Annotated in this window: 15 protein-coding genes; 5 read left to right on the top strand and 10 right to left on the bottom strand. The window is 67.0% G+C overall.

Features of this window, described 5'->3' with window-relative positions:
* Positions 1-91: 91 nt before the first annotated feature.
* Both ACZ5KP_RS13640 and ACZ5KP_RS13635 read right to left on the bottom strand, forming a co-directional pair.
* Positions 92-520: a DUF2391 family protein gene (locus ACZ5KP_RS13640; RefSeq protein ID WP_460918384.1), complete on the bottom strand. Its 429-nt coding sequence runs from the start codon at positions 518-520 to the stop codon at positions 92-94.
* Positions 521-801: 281 nt separating this feature from the next.
* The gene (locus tag ACZ5KP_RS13635; RefSeq protein ID WP_460918383.1) at positions 802-981 is read right to left on the bottom strand and encodes a DUF5786 family protein; all 180 of its coding nucleotides are present in this window, start codon (positions 979-981) and stop codon (positions 802-804) included.
* 209 nt (positions 982-1,190) lie between these two features.
* Between ACZ5KP_RS13635 and ACZ5KP_RS13630 the strand changes: the two genes are divergently transcribed.
* Positions 1,191-1,547 carry a HesB/IscA family protein gene (locus ACZ5KP_RS13630; protein ID WP_460918382.1) on the top strand — a complete coding sequence of 119 codons (357 nt, stop codon included), beginning with the start codon at positions 1,191-1,193 and terminating at the stop codon, positions 1,545-1,547.
* Between the two features lie 55 nt (positions 1,548-1,602).
* Here the strand turns inward: ACZ5KP_RS13630 and ACZ5KP_RS13625 are convergent, their stop codons facing one another.
* Together ACZ5KP_RS13625 and ACZ5KP_RS13620 are read right to left on the bottom strand one after the other, a co-directional pair.
* Complete coding sequence (locus tag ACZ5KP_RS13625) at positions 1,603-3,861, bottom strand: type II secretion system F family protein (RefSeq protein ID WP_460918381.1); 2,259 nt, start codon at positions 3,859-3,861, stop codon at positions 1,603-1,605.
* A gap of 1 nt (position 3,862) precedes the next feature.
* Positions 3,863-5,758, bottom strand: coding sequence for a type II/IV secretion system ATPase subunit (locus ACZ5KP_RS13620; protein ID WP_460918380.1), 1,896 nt, complete (start codon positions 5,756-5,758; stop codon positions 3,863-3,865).
* 234 nt (positions 5,759-5,992) lie between these two features.
* Between ACZ5KP_RS13620 and ACZ5KP_RS13615 the strand changes: the two genes are divergently transcribed.
* Positions 5,993-6,466, top strand: coding sequence for a DUF5793 family protein (locus ACZ5KP_RS13615; RefSeq protein WP_460918379.1), 474 nt, complete (start codon positions 5,993-5,995; stop codon positions 6,464-6,466).
* Between the two features lie 122 nt (positions 6,467-6,588).
* Here ACZ5KP_RS13615 and ACZ5KP_RS13610 read toward each other — a convergent pair whose 3' ends face one another.
* Complete coding sequence (locus ACZ5KP_RS13610; protein ID WP_460918378.1) at positions 6,589-7,137, bottom strand: DUF7504 family protein; 549 nt, start codon at positions 7,135-7,137, stop codon at positions 6,589-6,591.
* A gap of 216 nt (positions 7,138-7,353) precedes the next feature.
* On the opposite strand from ACZ5KP_RS13610, the gene ACZ5KP_RS13605 reads away from it, so the two are divergent.
* Positions 7,354-8,772 (top strand): phosphohexomutase domain-containing protein, encoded by a 1,419-nt coding sequence (locus ACZ5KP_RS13605; protein ID WP_460918377.1) that lies wholly within the window; start codon positions 7,354-7,356, stop codon positions 8,770-8,772.
* A 69-nt stretch (positions 8,773-8,841) separates the two neighbouring features.
* Here the strand turns inward: ACZ5KP_RS13605 and ACZ5KP_RS13600 are convergent, their stop codons facing one another.
* The 4 genes from ACZ5KP_RS13600 to ACZ5KP_RS13585 all read right to left on the bottom strand — a co-directional run bounded on the left by ACZ5KP_RS13600 (position 8,842) and on the right by ACZ5KP_RS13585 (position 12,435).
* Positions 8,842-9,309, bottom strand: coding sequence for a hypothetical protein (locus ACZ5KP_RS13600; RefSeq protein ID WP_460918375.1), 468 nt, complete (start codon positions 9,307-9,309; stop codon positions 8,842-8,844).
* A gap of 394 nt (positions 9,310-9,703) precedes the next feature.
* The gene (locus ACZ5KP_RS13595) at positions 9,704-10,846 is read right to left on the bottom strand and encodes a pyridoxal phosphate-dependent aminotransferase (RefSeq protein ID WP_460918374.1); all 1,143 of its coding nucleotides are present in this window, start codon (positions 10,844-10,846) and stop codon (positions 9,704-9,706) included.
* Between the two features lie 111 nt (positions 10,847-10,957).
* Entirely contained in the window at positions 10,958-12,265 is a 1,308-nt protein-coding gene (gene gdhB / locus ACZ5KP_RS13590; protein WP_460918373.1) for a glutamate dehydrogenase GdhB, read from the bottom strand.
* 23 nt (positions 12,266-12,288) lie between these two features.
* On the bottom strand, positions 12,289-12,435 hold the full coding sequence (locus ACZ5KP_RS13585; protein ID WP_460918371.1) for a rubrerythrin-like domain-containing protein: 147 nt from the start codon (positions 12,433-12,435) through the stop codon (positions 12,289-12,291).
* Between the two features lie 207 nt (positions 12,436-12,642).
* Between ACZ5KP_RS13585 and ACZ5KP_RS13580 the strand changes: the two genes are divergently transcribed.
* Positions 12,643-13,800, top strand: a complete 1,158-nt coding sequence (locus ACZ5KP_RS13580; protein ID WP_460921058.1) for a CBS domain-containing protein — start codon at positions 12,643-12,645, stop codon at positions 13,798-13,800.
* A 160-nt stretch (positions 13,801-13,960) separates the two neighbouring features.
* The gene (locus tag ACZ5KP_RS13575) at positions 13,961-14,461 is read left to right on the top strand and encodes a DUF5797 family protein (protein WP_460918370.1); all 501 of its coding nucleotides are present in this window, start codon (positions 13,961-13,963) and stop codon (positions 14,459-14,461) included.
* A gap of 80 nt (positions 14,462-14,541) precedes the next feature.
* Here ACZ5KP_RS13575 and ACZ5KP_RS13570 read toward each other — a convergent pair whose 3' ends face one another.
* Entirely contained in the window at positions 14,542-15,597 is a 1,056-nt protein-coding gene (locus ACZ5KP_RS13570; protein WP_460918369.1) for a DUF5787 family protein, read from the bottom strand.
* Between the last annotated feature and the right edge of the window lie 215 nt (positions 15,598-15,812).

The following is a 15,812-nucleotide window of genomic DNA, read 5'->3' as shown; positions in this document are numbered from 1 at the left end:
CCTGCCGGATAATACCGGGTGTCGAGCGGCAGCGACTGAACAGCACGTGTCGACGCCAGTGACCGGCCGCCGGAACCACATCGAAGTCGGCTCAGAACACCGAGTCGGCCGTGGCAGCGCCGACGACGCTGAAGATCGCGCCGACGCCGATCGCCTTCACCGTGACCACGAACTGGTCGGCGGTCGAGTGCTCGGGCAGGAAGGTTCCTGGAGCGTCGACGACCAGCGCGAGGACCGCAACCGCGCCGTAGGAGACGAGCATGAGCGACACGAACCGCACCGGAATCCCGGCGACGTCCGGATCGTCCTCGGCGTCGCGGTCGGTGGCCTCGTACAGTGCTGCGTAGCCGATGCCGAAGACGATCGCGACGGTCGCCAGCGCCTGGTAGACGTTCATGCTCTCCGCGAGCGTCCACACCTCCTCGGTCACGACGAACGGTCCGGCAAGCAGGAAGCCGCCGACGAGCTGCTGGGCGGAGTCAGCGATCCGGAATCGTCGTCGTGGTCGAAACCGCGACATGGCTGGACTGGGCACCCGCGACTACAAAATGCCACCGTCCTGCAGCCCGTGGGAGTGGGCTCCGTGGATGCCGGACCAGAAGGAACTGCCGTCGTCCGTCGCGCCAGTCATTTCCAGCGCGTCCGTCGTCCAGACCGCCGTCGTCCGTCGCCTCCGCCTTTCAAGCGCGTCCATCGTCCGAACTGCCGACGTCCGTCGCCCGCGCGATGTCAAGCGCGTCCGTCGCCCCAACTGCCGACGTTCGTCGCTTCCGTCTTCCGTCGCTCCCGTCGTGTCAGTCGCTACTCCTCGTCGTCTTCGCCCATCTCCGAGAGCCGGTCGACGAGCTCGCTCGTCGATCGGCCGTTCTCGAAGGACAGCTCGCCGTCGTGGTCGTGTTCGTGGACGGAGACGCCTTTGTCGTCCTCTGCGTCGTGATCACGGTCGGACTGCTCGGACTCGTCGTAGCTACCAAAACCCATACACCAGCGTAGACACCGCAATCGGAAAGGTCGTCCGGTTCCTCGCCACGGACCGAATTCGATCGTCACGTCCCGGGTGTACGGATCGCGTTTCGACAGGGCACTCGCGGACTGCCGGCTCACTGCGGCAGTGGACTTCTCCGACGACCGACCGCTGGCCGATACCCGCCTGCGTCAACGTTATCCCACCTGACGAGCAATGAAGAGGTATGAGCACGGACGCCGCAATCGGGGGGCGCGTCGATGTCACCGACGACGCTGTCGACCAGGCCCTCTCCTTGCTGGAATCCGAGGAGATGAACCCCGCTGAGTCGGGGCTCCGGCTGTTCGTCCAGCAGGGAGGCTGCGCCGGCCTCTCCTACGGCATGCGATTCGAACAGGAGCCCGACGAGGAGGACACCATCACCGAACACGACGGACTCCGGGTCTTCGTCGACCCGGCGTCGCTGGACTATCTGGAGGGCAGCGTGCTGGACTTCGAGGAAGGCCTTCAAGCCGAGGGGTTCCACGTCGAGAACCCGAACGTCGTCAGCGAGTGTGGCTGCGGCGAGAGCTTCCGGACGTAACGCATTCTACCGACGAGTCAGGTGAGAGCCGGCATTTGTTGGTTCGTTTCGACGATCAGATCACCAGGAACGCCAGGTACGCTACCGACATCAGGATCGCCGCGTGTTTTGCACCGTCGCGGACGTCGCCCGAGCTCATCTGGCCGGCGACGATGCCCGACAGGAGCGCCTGCAGGAGCGCAGTGTGGAAGAAGAGGACGGTGTAGGCGGCGGTGTCGATCGTCCCGAGTCCCTCGAGCGCGCCGAGGCCCTGCGTGGGTGAGGGCTGGTTCGGGTTCCCGGCGCCGGGCGCGATCGCGGTGTCCGGGAGGTTCGGGATCAACACCGCGTCCAGGGCCGCGATGATCACCAGGAACACGGCGAAGGAGATGTAGACGACGATCACGTAGGAGAGCATCTCCTGCTTGCGCTGGCGCTTGAGCCGTCGATCGGCCTTCGCCTGGGCAGCAGCGATGCGGAGCACCCGCGAGACGTCGCCGCTGGCGCTCATCGCGTTGGTAATCAGGGCGACGACGCGGGAGACCGTCCGGGTCCGAACCCGCCGCTCGAACCGTTTGAGTGCCGTCTCGATGTCCGAACCCCACTGGATGTCAGACCAGACCCGGTCGACTTCCGGGCCGAGAGCGCCGAGATCGCTTCCACGCACGCGGCCGATCGAGTCGATCATCGAGAGACCGGCCTCGTTGACGCTCGCGAGCCGATCGAGGAAGTCGGGAACGGCTGCCTCGATCGTCTCGATCCGGCGCCGGTGGATCTCGAAGACCATCGCGAACGTCGCCACGACGAACAGCGTCGCCTGGACGAACATGTCGTCGACGACGTTGATAGTCAGCTCTCCGGCGTTCGCGAGCCGGAAGAGCGTCCCGAACACCGCGATCGGGACGGTCACGTAGAGCAAGGTGACCGGATGCCGGACGACCGTACGCACCGGAGCGCCGACGCGGGCCCGGAGCCACTCGATCCGGCGGTGGATCGCGAGCCGTTCGAGATTGGCCCGCTCGCGGTCGTCGCTCGCGGCGGTGCCGTCCGTCGCGTAGCCGCCGTCGGTCTGTGCCTGCCCCGCCTCCACAGCACCGCTGGCCTGCGACTCCCCGCCGGCATCGCCACCGCTCGCCCGACGAATGTCGTGGAGACCACTCGCGACCGAGGGCAGGGATTCGACGCGCTCGCCACGGCCGAAGCGTGCCGTCACGGTGTCCAGATAGAGGATGAAACCGAGGTTCCCGATCGGGAGCAGGAAGTAGACGAACACCTGGAGCGCGGTGAGGGTGTCCGCGCCGGCGATGCCGATCACGACGAGGATCGTGATGAGAAAGAGCGGACCGGCGACGAACACCGTCACGTAGGCCTCGGCGAGCGTCGAGATGAGGTTCAGGAGCTGCTCCTGCTGGGCCTCGGCCTCCTCCTGGAAGTCCTCGTACTGGTCGTCGAGGAAGCCCGCGAGGTTCCGACCGCTCTGGAGGACCGAAGCGAGGTTCTCCGCGAACTCCTTGAACTGCTCGCTGGGGGTGCGTCGGCCCATCCGCTGGATCGCGGTGATCATGTCCCGGCTGAACAGATCCATCTGCCGGACGGCGACGTCGACCTCCGCGGCCGTCGCGCCGTAGATCCGTCGGTGCGAGGCCATGATCGAGAGCACCTTCTTGAACGACATTCCCGATCGGGAGAGCGCGTACATGAACGCGATCGCGTGAGGCATCGTCGCCTCGATCGAGCGCATCCGCACCGCGGCGACGTGCCCCGGCCACCACCAGCGGAACCAGTAGACGAACAGGCCCGCGAGGAGGCCGAAGGTCAGCCCGCTGGCGAGCATGAGGGTCAGCAGCTCCGTCGGCGTCAGCGTGCCGAGGCCGGCGAAACTCGAGAGCGCCTCCAGCGCGGCGGGCAGGATCTCGCGGGCCCGCTCCTCGTCGATCGCGAGGACCTTCAGCACGCCCCAGATCACGTAGAGTCCGAGGATGCCACCGACGAGCGCGCCGACCATCGAGTAGAGAATCGTCTTCGCCGCGTAGGTCCGGTACGTCGTCGGGAACTGCGCGGCCCGGAGCCGGTGCTGACGGATCGATTTCTTGCGCTCGCTTCGATCGACGTAGCCCCCGAACGCGACGACTGAGAGCCGCCGAAGCACCCGGTCGATCCGATCGACGCCGATGGCGAGCACGATCGGCAACGCGAGGAGCGCCGCGATCGCCAATGGGACGAAAGGCCGGAGGGCGACCAGCGGTGTCGCGGTCGGGGTGAACGACGCTCCGATGGAAACGATCAACTGTTGGGCGAAGACGACGGCCGCGAGTGAGGACGCGAGTCCGGCCATGCTACGCGTCGGGTGCGGAGCCAGTTTCGGCCTCCGCGACCCGCTCCATGACCGCCGCCTTGTCGGCGTAGTACTCGTTGACGAGTGCGGTGAACTGGCGATAGTCCGTGACGTCGTTGGTCTGTAGATACCGGAGGAAGCGCTGCCGGTCGCGGCGTTCCGCGAGGAACTCGCCCTGGCTCCAGCCACGGTCCTCGCGGATTTCTCCCATGATCGCGCTCCCGCTGCCACTGAAGGTGTCGTCGTCGGGATCCCAGCGGTAGGCGGTGGAGTAGTCGAGTTCGCCGGTGCGCTGGTCGATCCCCTCGATCTCGGCGACCGTCATGTTTCGGCGGACGCGCTCGTCCTCGAAACGGGTGAGCGTCTGCACGCAGAGGACGTCCAGGGACTGGACCATCGAGCGCGGGACGTTGATCGGCTCGTTCTCCAGGCGGTTGATCACCGTCTGCACGCTGTCGGCGTGCATCGTCGAGTACGTCGTGTGGCCGGTGTTCATGGCCTGGAAGAGCGTGATCGCTTCGTCGCCGCGGACCTCGCCGACGATGATGTACTCCGGCCGGTGGCGGAGCGCGGAGCGAAGGAGGTCGTACATCTCGATGTCCGTGCCCTCGTGGAGGCGCTCGCGGGTGACGTTGGAGAGCCAGTTGTCGTGATAGAGGGTCAGCTCGCGGGTGTCCTCGATCGTGAGCACCTTCGAGCGCGGCGGAATGAACATCGAGATCGCGTTCATCGAGGTCGTCTTCCCCGACGCCGTCCCACCGGCGAAGATCAGCGACTTGTTGTGCTCGATCACGAGCCAGAGGTAGGCCATCTGCTCGACGCTGAACGTGCCGTAGTTCAGCAGGTCGATCGGGGTGAAGGGGTCCTCGGCGTACTTCCGGATCGTGAACGCCGACCCCCGTGGGGTGACCTCCTCGCCGAGAGCCATCTCGACGCGGGAGCCGTCAGGCAGCGTCGTCTGGACCATCGGGTCGCCGATGGAGATGTGGCGGCCGGACTGCTGGGCCAGCCGGACGACGAAGTTGTCGAGTTCCTCCTTCGCGAAGCTCACGCTCGTCTCGACGTCGGTGTACTCGTCGTGGTAGACGAAGATGGGGAGGTCGTAGCCGTCACAGGAGACGTCCTCGATGTGCGGGTCGTGCAGGATCGGGTCGATCTTCCCGTAGCCACGGAACGCCCGGTAGACGTAGTAGAGGATCTTGTGGAAGGCACCGACGTCGAGGTCGGCACCGTACTGCTCGAGTTGCTCCTGGAGTTCGTCCCGGAGCACGGCCTCCGCGTCGGCGTCGACGTCGACGTCGGTCCGGTAGATCAGCGGATCGCGAACGTCTTCGATGGCCTTCTCGAGGAGTGCGAACTCGTCGTCGGTGAGTTCGGGCTCGACAACCTCGTAGCGGTACTCGTTGGCCCGGTCGTCGAAGTTGATCGAGACGAAGGAAAAGGGCGCGTTGACCCAGTAGCGCTCGACCTCCTCGTACCCCTCGAGCCCGTCGAACGTGACGAGCGGGCCGTGGTCGCCGGGGCTGTACTCGTCGGTTGGAATCGTCGATCCCTGGAGCAGCTGGCCGGCGCGCAGGAACTGGCGACGGACGTAGGCGAACTTCGACTGGAAGTCGCCGCTCGGCGTCGCGCCGTCGAGTCCAGAAGCGTCGTCGGTGCGTCCAGCAGCGCTGGCGTCGTCGCGTTCGTCGTCATTGACGCCGCCAGGAGCGACGTCGTCACGATCGACAGGAACCGGATCTTCGCGATCGGTCCCCGCCGTCTCCGAGGCGGAACCCGTCCCGTCGAAATCGTCGGCAGTATCGGTACCGTCGGCGTCGCCTGCCGTGTCGGTACCGTCGTGCTCGGCGCTCGCCTCGTCGGCAGAGGACTCGGCGGGGTCGGGTGTTCCGGCCATGCAGGATGTCGACGAACTGGTCGTCTACCATCGTATGTCAGCGATCGGCCTTAAGTTGGGTGGCCGGATTCGGTCGCGGAAGGCCCGGACACGGCTCCGCCGGCCACTCTCGCCGGCCGTGGTGTCGCCGCTCGAGGGGCGCCGTCGATACAGCGATCCGCGTCGCCATCCGTCGCGAAAACTGCCACCGGGCGTTACGTTCAAGCCACGTGGCCTACTACCGTAGGGCAGGGAATGCGACGCGACTACTTCAGCCTGGACGTCGAGAACGTCGATTGGGTCGAGGAGGACGGCGATCCCGCGAAACCCGGCGTCGCGATCGACTTCGAGGGGCCAGCAACCTCGCTCGAAGAGCGATTCTCCGACGGCGACGGCGGACGGCTCGACGCCCAGCAGACGGACGTCGCCTTCCGACTCCAGGACGACCTCGACGCCGAGGAAGCCAGCGGCGTCGTCAGCGTCACCAACCGGATCACCGGCGATTTCGTGCTCGAGCTCAACCAGGACGCGGCGGACGTCCTCCAGTTCATCCGCGCCGCGCGTCGGTACGGCGAGCAGGTGGCCGACGAGGACGGCGGCTACGACGTCCGCGTGTCCATCGACGGGGAACCGTTCCTCGAGTACGAGAAGCGAACCTTCCTCGTGTACAACGACGCTGGCAACCTCCTCCGCAAGCACAGCCTGATCCCCTCCGGCGTCGAGCTGTAGCGGTCCACGGTTCGGACCCCGGAGCAGTCGCCCACGACGTTACTGGCAGTCGGTGAGCAAGAGAGAGGAGCGCGTGCGAAGACGAGCTCAGCGACGTCTCCGCGAGTGGAGCAGCCGGACTGCTACTCGACGATCACAGCTTCGTCGAACAGCTGCGTGATCGTCCGGCGAGTCTCCTCGTCCTGTGCGGAACGGTCGAAGGTCGCGAGCAACGCGCCCTCCGAGGCCCGCACCCGGCCACCGAGGACGTGCAGAAAGCGAAACGTTGCGGGAAGCGTCGTCGCGGCCAGCAGCGGCGTCGTCGAGTCGACGCCGACGACGACCCGATCGTAGCGGTAGGAGAGCCGCTCCACGAGATCCGAGGTGGCGACGCCGAGTGCCGAGAGCGATCCCGGTCCGGGAACGACGTCCGCTTCCGAGACGCCCGTTGGAAGCGATTCCCCGCCCGTTGCGTCGACGACGCCGATCGCCTCGGGAGCGACGCCGGCCCGACGGAGGTCGCCGACGAACGCCTCCGCGTCGCGGGTCGCGAGGAGCAGGACGCCGGTTTCCGGGCCGACCTGCCCGAGCGCGTCCAGCAGCGCCTGCCGGCAGGCCGATTCGTCGGAGGCGACGAGGAGGCCACTGGATCCTGCGGAGAGAGCGGACGCGTCCGGCGAACCTTCGTCCATGTTGGCAGTACTACACGTTTGTAGCGGCACCACCGATAAGGCTGCGGGCCCGATCGCGATCTTGCCGGGGTTTCAACGGTCGTCGAAGCCGAGTACGCGGTCCGCCAGAGTCGGGGGCGAGTCGCGCTGTCTCGGTCGGTCGCCACGATGGAGCACGGTCGTCGCGAGACGGGTCGATCGCCCCAAGCTAAGTGGTCGTGCCCGCAACGACGGACCATGACGCTGTTCGGCACCGCGGGGATCCGCGGTGACGTACGAGAGACCGTGGACCCGGAGCTGGCGCTGGCCGTCGGTCGGGCAGCAGCCCGTCACGCCACGGAGCGATCCGACGCCCCCGGGAGAGCAGACGCCGGAGCCGGTTCGCTGGCGTTCGCGCTCGCGATCGACGGGCGGACGACGAGCGAAGGACTCGCAGCGGCAGCCGCAGCCGGGCTCGCGAGCGGCGGGGCTGACGTCGAGCGACTGGGCCGCCTCCCGACGCCGGCACTGGCACACGCGAGCCAGGGCCGTCGTGGGGTGATGATCACGGCGAGTCACAATCCGCCGACGGACAACGGCATCAAGCTCTTCGCGGACGGCGTCGAGTACGACGGCGAGGCCGAGCGCGCCGTCGAGGAACTCGTCGCGGCGGAGCCCTCTCCCGTCGGCTGGGACGAGTGGGGCGTCGCCAACCAGGCGGACGTGCTCGACGCTTACCGCGACGCCGTCGTCGACTACCTCGAGACGCTGGTCCCTGGGGCCGTCGACGCACTCTCCGGCCTGCGCGTCGCCGTGGACTGTGGCAACGGCGTCGCTGGACTCGCGACGCCACAGGTCCTCCGATCGCTCGGCGCCGAGCCGGTCGCGCTGAACGCCAACGTCGACGGCTCCTTTCCCGCTCGCGAGAGCAAACCGACGCCGGAGTCCCTCGCCGCACTTCGCCGGTTCGTCGCCGGCGACGACGAGATCGCGCTCGGCATCGGCCACGACGGCGATGGCGATCGCCTGGCCGTCGTCGGTCCCGACGGCGACGTCGTCCACGAGGACACCGTCCTCGCCGTGATCGCGGAGCGCTACGTCCGGGACGCCGACGCGATGGATCCGGTCGTCGTCACGACGCCGAACGCCTCCGGTCGGATCGACGAGCGCGTCGCCGCGGCCGGCGGTCGAACCGAGCGCGTCGCCCTCGGCGTGCTCCACGAGGGGATCGCCCGCGAACGAGCGGCAGGCGGAGCCGACACCGAGGTCGTCTTCGCTGCAGAGCCCTGGAAGCACGTCCACCCGGCCTTCGGCGGGTGGATCGACGCGATCGTCTCCGCCGGAGTGATCGCCGCACTTGCCGCAGAGGCCGGCGGGATCGAACGGCTCACGGCCGACGTCGTCGAGCGACCGTACCGCAAAGAGAGCGTCCCCTGTCCGGAAACGGCAAAAGCCGGCGCGATGGAGCGCATCGAGGCCGAACTACCGATACAGTTCGAGGCGAGCGACGTCGACACGGAGTACGGCGTGCGGGTCGAATTGGAGGGCGGTGGGTGGGTGCTCGTGCGACCGAGCGGGACGGAGCCGTACCTCCGGATATACGCCGAGCACGAGGACGTCGATTCGGTGATCGACGCTGCGTGGTCGGTCGTCGAGGACGCGGTCGGGGCAGCTTGAATCAATCGCACAGGTCGGTCGCTGTAGCGCCCTCCCTCGAAGGAACTGCGTCGCCGACCCACGGCAGGGCTAGTAGTAATATTTGTCAACGAGATTTCCATTTGGAGAGTGTAGTTCGACAGTGCCCGGTGCCTCGAGTACGGACGTCTTTGGATCGTCGCCGAACCCTGCACCACGGACGTGGACGGGCGGATCTGAATCTAGTTTGCTAGGGGACGTACTCCGGGACAGAACGAACAGTTGCGCCCCCGACACTAATTCGAGATCCTCGATGACGTGTTTGTGCGTTGGGGAAAACTGGAGGGCGACCCCTTCGAGCTCGATAGCCCCGTTACTGAGATTCTCGATCTGAACGTACTCGCCGTCGATGTACCGGCGTTCCACTTCGTCGGATCGGACTCGAGTGATCTCCAAGCGCGAATAGTCGACGTCGTCCGAACCGAGCGTGAAGCTGGTACAGCCTGCTCCGAGTGCAGAACAGATGCCGGCCACTACGGTTCGACGCCGCATGCAAAAATCGGCATCGTCAATGACCATACGCCTTGTGGAGAGAATGACACACTCCGCCCAGCGAACCTAGCCACAGCTGCGGCCACGTACCGATCCAGGAGAACGGAATCGATCCGTGAGCGGACCCTCGACGTGAGCCTCACCCCTCGACGGCAGTCCAGTAGGTAGTAGCACCGGCGAGGAGCGAGATCACGATCCCTGCACCGGCACCTATCGTCATTCCGGTCGCGATATCGCCGTTCATGGCCGTCGCCATCACGATCCCCCCAGCCGGCGCCAACGCCGACGCCGATTCCGATGCCCGCACCGATCGCCCGGGACCGTCGGTCCTCCTCGGATTCGGCCACGCAGGGGCGTCAGCGGCGTTCGAAAAAGGTCTGACGGCGATGGCGGTCGAGCGCTGCAGTGTCGCGGGTCGGGCTTACAGACAGCCAGCGTCGTCGAGCCGGTCGACCGCCTCTTCGAGCCGATCCAGGCTCGCTGCGTAGGAGATGCGCGCGTAGCCTGGCGTGCCGAAGGCGCTCCCGGGAACCATCGCGACGTGGGCCTCCTCGATGGCCTCCTCACACCAGGCCTGATCCTCTTCGTCGACGGGAAGCATCATGTAGAACGCGCCGTCGGGCTCGGGCACTTCGACGCCGCGCTCGGCGAAGGCCTCGATCAGGAAATCCCGGCGCTCCTCGAACGCCTCGGCCATCTCGTCGATCTCGGCCTCGACCTCCTCCAGCGCGGTGACGCCCGCGTGCTGGACGAAGTTCGTCGCACAGGTCACGGAGTGGCTGTGGAGCTTGCCGGACTGCTCGACGAGCTCTTCCGAGGCGGCGTAGTAGCCCAGTCGCCAGCCAGTCATCGAGTAGGCCTTCGAGAACCCGTTGACAGTGATCGTGCGCTCTGCCATGCCGTCCAGGGTACCCAGCGAAGTCGCCTCGGTGCCGTAGGTGATCTCCTTGTAGATCTCGTCGGAGACGACCGTCACGTCGTGCTCGACGGCGAGATCGCGGACGCCCTCGAGTGCGGCGTCAGAGAACACGGCGCCGGTGGGATTCGATGGGGAGTTGACGACGAGCAGTTCGGTGTCGTCGTCCACGGCGTCGGCGAGGTCGTCGAGGCCGGGCTCGAGCTGGAAGTCGTACTGCGCGAGGTCGACGCGCGAGAGGTTGGCTCCGGCGAGCTTCGCCATCGCCTCGTAGGAGACCCACGCCGGATCGAGCAGGACGACCTCGTCGCCGTCGTCGAGCAGCGTCTGGAAGATCTCGTAGAGAGACTGCTTCCCGCCCGGCGTGACGACGATCTCCTCGGGCGCGTAGTCGAGGCCGTCGGCGGCGAGCTTGTCGGCGATCGCCTGCCGGAGCGCCGGGATGCCGTTCGACGGCGTGTAGCCGGTGTGGCCGGCGTCCATCGCGTCCTTGCCCGCCTCGACGATCGGCTCGGGCGTCGGGAAGTCCGGTTCACCGACGCTGAGATCGACGACGTCGACGCCGTCGGCCTCGAGCTGTGATGCGAGGTTGGAGACCGCCACCGTCGCGCTCGGTTCGACGCGTTCGACGCGTGCCGCGAAGTCCATACTGCGCGGTCCGGACGGGACGGTCTTACCCGTTGCGATGCTCCGGAGCGCGATCGGATTCGTCTCGGCCCTCGACACTGCGACAGCGTCGGCGAGGAAAACTCGGCGTCGTCAGGGCCAGAGCCCGCGGTGTCGGTGTGCCTCGGCGACGCGGGAGAGTGCGACGACGTACGCGCCGGTGCGCCAGCTGACGTCGCGCTCGGTCACCTCCGAACGGACGCGATCCCACGCGCCGACCATCTCGGTCTCGAGCTCGTCGTTGACGCGTTCGAGCGACCAGCTCCGGCGGTTGATGTCCTGCAGCCACTCGAAGTAGCTGACCGTGACGCCGCCGGCGTTCGCGAGGATGTCTGGGATCACCGGAATCTCCCGCTCGCGGAAGATCTCGTCGGCAACGCTGGTCGTCGGCCCGTTCGCGCCCTCGACGATCAGGTCGGCCTGCACCTCGTGGGCGTTGCGCTTGGTGAGGACGTTGCCGATCGCAGCCGGGATCACCACGTCGACGTCGAGTTCGAGGAGCTCCTCGTTCGACAGCTCCGTCACGCCGGGCGCGTCGAACCGACCGACGGCCTCTGGCTCCTCGTCGTGCAGCGGGATCTCGTCGACGGGGAGGCCCGTTGGATCGTACACCGCGCCGTTGACGTCGCTGGTCGCGGTGATCGTGGCACCCCACTCGTCGAGGAGCCGGGCCGCGTGGCCGCCGACGCTCCCGAACCCCTGGACGGCGATGCTCGCAGTTTCCAGCGGAACGTCGTAGTGGTCGAGCGCCTCGCGTGTGATGATCGCGACGCTGCGACCGGGGGCCGCTGCTCGCCCCGGGCTGCCGCCGATGACCTCTGGCTTCCCGGTGACGACGCCGGGTTCGGTCTCGCCGTTCTCCATGCTGTAGGCGTCCATGATCCAGGCCATGGTCTGGGAATCCGTTCCCATGTCGGGGGCGGGGATGTCCTGCATCGGCCCGATGACGTTGCGGAGTTCGTGGGCGAACCGGCGGGTCAGTCGCTCCGTCTCGTCCGTGCTCAGCTCCTTGGGATTGACACGGACGCCGCCCTTCGCGCCGCCAAAGGGGAGATCCATCAGCGCACACTTCCAGGTCATCCACATCGAGAGGCCGACGCACTCCTCCTTCGTGACGTGGGGACTGTAGCGCAGCCCGCCCTTGTAGGGACCGCGAACGCTGTCGTGCTGGGCGCGATAGCCCGTGAACACGTCGACCGAGCCGTCGTCTCGCTCGACGGGAACGTTCACCTCCTGGACTTTCGCTGGATGCCGGAGTCGTTCGACGACGTTCCGGTCGAGGTCGAGTTCGGTGGCTGCCCGCTCGAGCTGCTTGCGAGCGGTTGCGAGCGCGGATTCGGACGTAGTGCCGGCGCTGCCGGAGGTGGTCTCCGACGGCACCGACGACTGGTCAGAGGACATTGATTGGGTCTGCGAACGGATCGCTACTCGAGCGCCATCGCACGATTGTGGAGATTCCCACCACACTCCTCGCACTTGCCGGGGTTCGCCTCGCTGGTGATTACGGCGCCACACTGGAGACACTCGTACGTAGTTTCGGACGAACTATCGTCCGGAGCGTCGTGGATCATGCTCGGCCGAGCGTATGTCCCGAATATTAATAAGTACAAGGTGTTGAAGGTATATTATTACATATAAGGTATGAGTGCCGGCGCGACCGCTGCGACCGGACGACGGCTCGATCGGCGCCAGCGGAGCACTCGCTGCGTCGGTCCTCGGCGAGGTCGGGGGTCGGTACGTTGAAGGCCGTCGCATACGAATTCCCAGAAGTGAGCACTATGGACGTTTCTACTATCGCGACCGAGGAGTACGTCGCAATCGACGTCGACACCCGCCTCGGGAAGGCTCGCGCCCGGTTTCAGGAGGACAACTCCAAGGGGATCATCGTCACGCGGGACGGTGAGTACGCGGGCGTACTGGGGGAGCGGGAACTCCTGCAGTCCCACGTCGAGGACGACGCCAAGGTCGGTGCGCTGATCAAGCCGAGCCGGAACGATCCGGCGCCGAAGATCGACCGGCACGAGGACCTCCGGGACACCGCCCGCCAGCTCGTCGAGGGCGGCACGAAGGTCGCGCCCGTCTTCCAGAACGGCGAACTCTGGGGAATCGTCACCGCTGACGCGATCCTCGAGGCGGTGCTCGACAACCTCGACGCCCTGGACGTCGCCGACATCTACACCGACGAGGTCGTCTCGATCAACGAGGACGACGGCATCGGCACGGCGATCAACCGCCTCCGGGAGAACGGCATCTCCCGCCTGCCCGTCGTCAACGACAACGGCTACCTCACCGGCATCGTCACGACCCACGACATCGGCGAGATCGCCGTCCGGAACATGGACGTCATGGGCGAGGGCGACCGCGCCGGCGACGCCGATCGCATCCTCGACATCCCGGTCTACGACGTGATGAGCAGCCCCGTGGACACGACGACCGCCGACAAGTCGGCCAAGGCCGCCGTCGAGCAGATGCTCGAGGCCGGCATCGGCGGCCTCGTCGTCACGCCCGCCGACGACGACCGGCTCGTCCAGGGGATCCTCACGAAGACCGACGTGCTCCGCGCACTCACCTACACGGAGGAGACCCACCTCGACGTCCAGATCACGAACATCCGACTGCAGGACACCATCTCCCGACAGGACGTCCGCGAAGCGATCGAGGAGGTCGCGGACAAGTACCAGAAGATGCAGGTCCAGCACGCACACGTGCGCTACCACAAGCACAAGGAGAAGCTCCGCGGCACCCCGCTGATCCAGTGCCAGATCCGCCTCCGAACCAACAAGGGGCAGGTCGCTGGCAGCGGCGAGGGGTACGGCGCGCGCAACGCCTTCCACGTCGCGCTGGACAAGCTCGAGCGGAACGTCCTCGAACTCAAGGGCATCCAGAGCGACGAGGAACAGCGCGGGCAGCTCCTCCGGAAGCTCGGCGACCTGTAGCCCCGAGCTGGCCGTCGCATCTCTCCCTCCCGCTTTCCACCTCTGCAGTGGTTTTCTCTTCCGCACACGTAGCAATCGACCAGCACCGACAGGTCTCCGGTACCGGCCGACTCGTTCGGAACCGAAGCACCCACTACCCGGCCCCGACGATACCAGCCCGATGACCCTCTCGGATGAGGCCCGCAGTCGGCTCGCCGACGTGGTGGAGCTCCAGCCCACGAAGAACAGCGAGCTGCAGGATCGCTGGGGCGCGGATTCCGGAAGCGACGTCCACGCATACCTCACCGGCGAGCTGTCGGACTACACCTTCCGCGACGACAACAGCCTGATCCGGGCGACGGCGGAGGCCGCCGACCTCGTCGACGTCGAGCCCGGCGTCGAACCGGGCGAGGACGGCGACGGCGTCGGAACGGTGCGCGTGACCGAGCTGCAGGCGGCCGTCATCGAGGTCCTCCCCGGGCCCGACGAGCGCTCGATGAGCGTGGTGGCGGTCTTGCAAGCGCTCCGCGAGCAGACCGATCGCGATCCAGACGTCGAGGAGGTTCGCTCCGCCCTCCAGCGCCTCCGCAGGCAGGAAGCCGTCGAGGTCGAGTACCGGGCGGTACCGACCTTCCGGCTCGCCGTCCCGCGCGAAGACCTCACCGTCGAGATCAAGGACTGACTCCGCCGTCGGGATCGAGGACTGACGCCTCTGGGGACGCTGCCAAACCGGGAGCACTCCATACCGCAACAATCGCTCACCTACTTCGGTCGTTCTCGCGCCCGTCGCTCCGCCAACACGGACTGCAGTCCCTTCCCCGGACCGCCCTCGATCGGCCAGCCCTTCGAGCGCCACGCCGGCGGCTCGGGTTCGAACTCGCCGCACCGACCGGAACACTCCCACGTCGAGGGGCAGTGCCCCTTCACGGCACAGTGTGGCTGGAGTGATGCGGCAGCGTCGTCGCCGACGCTCCGGAGTTCGAAGTGGCGACAGTCCGACCGCATCGAGTCGACGTAGGAGCGCCAGCCGCGCTCGTAGAGCCGCTCGGCGATCGCGAGTCTGGCGAGTGACTTCCACTCCGCGTCGACGTACTCGAACTCCGCGGCGGAGTGGTCGTACTCGCTGGCGCTCGGGCGATCGAGAATCCGCGTGCCCGGGTCGTCGACGGCGAGTGTGCGTGGATGCCAGAGCACGTCCGCGTCGCCGGCCTCGGGATCGACGGCGAGGACGCCCGCCTCGACCGGCATGTCGGCGAGGAGGCCGGGCTCGGCGGATTCGCCGGTCTGGAGTGTCGCGACCCACGCCTCGTCGGCGAGGCCGAAGGCCACGTCGCGTTCCATCTGGTCGGCGAGCGCGTCCGCGGCGCTCCGGTCGAGATCGGGTTTGTTCTCGATGGCGATCAGCGCGTCGAGCCAGTCCGGGTACTCCCAGCGCCGACGGAGTTCGATCCGGTTGTTCCGACGCCGGGTTTCGATCAGGTCGCGATCCGCTGCCGTCTTGACGGCTTCACGAACGTATCGCCAGTCGGTCGTCCACAGCGAGAGCACGTCGCGGTACCACTCGAACTTGAACGGTGCGTCCTGGACGACGCGGAGGAGATTTCTGTTGAGCGCTTCCTCGCCGAACACCGCTCGCTGGCGGAGTGCCTCGGTGTCACAGATCGCGACGACGGTGTCCCAGCGGCGCTCGCGGGTGCCGAGCTGCCGGCCGACGAGGACGTGCTTGTCGGCGTCGAGTGTCTCGCCCGGCGGCCACTCCCGCTCGGCCCAGTGGCAGACGCGAAGTTCGAACGGAAACTCCCGCGTCCAGTCGGTCACGAATTGGGAGTGATCGCCAGACGACGTAAGCGTTCGGTCGTGATCGCAATCGCCCGCTGGTCAAGCTGGTGCGAGCGAAGCGGACAACTTCAGGGGAGGGTGGAGCAGACGAGGTTCAGTGGAGGCGTTGGTGGAGGGACATCCCCGCCCTACAAACATTCGTTCCGGACCTCCAGTCGTCCGTGGGGGCTCCCGCGAGCGGCCGAGCGACGCGG

This window comes from Salinarchaeum chitinilyticum (genome assembly GCF_055390775.1).
The sequence above is the reverse complement of the archived record's forward strand: the minus strand, read 5'-3'. Positions and strand labels throughout refer to the sequence as shown.

Coding starts and splice junctions, on each gene's coding strand:
- ACZ5KP_RS13640 (WP_460918384.1), bottom strand. CDS start 520: ATGTCGCGGTTTCGACCACGACGACGATTCCGGATCGCTGACTCCGCC.
- ACZ5KP_RS13635 (WP_460918383.1), bottom strand. CDS start 981: ATGGGTTTTGGTAGCTACGACGAGTCCGAGCAGTCCGACCGTGATCAC.
- ACZ5KP_RS13630 (WP_460918382.1), top strand. CDS start 1,191: ATGAGCACGGACGCCGCAATCGGGGGGCGCGTCGATGTCACCGACGAC.
- ACZ5KP_RS13625 (WP_460918381.1), bottom strand. CDS start 3,861: ATGGCCGGACTCGCGTCCTCACTCGCGGCCGTCGTCTTCGCCCAACAG.
- ACZ5KP_RS13620 (WP_460918380.1), bottom strand. CDS start 5,758: ATGGCCGGAACACCCGACCCCGCCGAGTCCTCTGCCGACGAGGCGAGC.
- ACZ5KP_RS13615 (WP_460918379.1), top strand. CDS start 5,993: ATGCGACGCGACTACTTCAGCCTGGACGTCGAGAACGTCGATTGGGTC.
- ACZ5KP_RS13610 (WP_460918378.1), bottom strand. CDS start 7,137: ATGGACGAAGGTTCGCCGGACGCGTCCGCTCTCTCCGCAGGATCCAGT.
- ACZ5KP_RS13605 (WP_460918377.1), top strand. CDS start 7,354: ATGACGCTGTTCGGCACCGCGGGGATCCGCGGTGACGTACGAGAGACC.
- ACZ5KP_RS13600 (WP_460918375.1), bottom strand. CDS start 9,309: ATGGTCATTGACGATGCCGATTTTTGCATGCGGCGTCGAACCGTAGTG.
- ACZ5KP_RS13595 (WP_460918374.1), bottom strand. CDS start 10,846: ATGGACTTCGCGGCACGCGTCGAACGCGTCGAACCGAGCGCGACGGTG.
- gdhB (WP_460918373.1), bottom strand. CDS start 12,265: ATGTCCTCTGACCAGTCGTCGGTGCCGTCGGAGACCACCTCCGGCAGC.
- ACZ5KP_RS13585 (WP_460918371.1), bottom strand. CDS start 12,435: ATGATCCACGACGCTCCGGACGATAGTTCGTCCGAAACTACGTACGAG.
- ACZ5KP_RS13580 (WP_460921058.1), top strand. CDS start 12,643: ATGGACGTTTCTACTATCGCGACCGAGGAGTACGTCGCAATCGACGTC.
- ACZ5KP_RS13575 (WP_460918370.1), top strand. CDS start 13,961: ATGACCCTCTCGGATGAGGCCCGCAGTCGGCTCGCCGACGTGGTGGAG.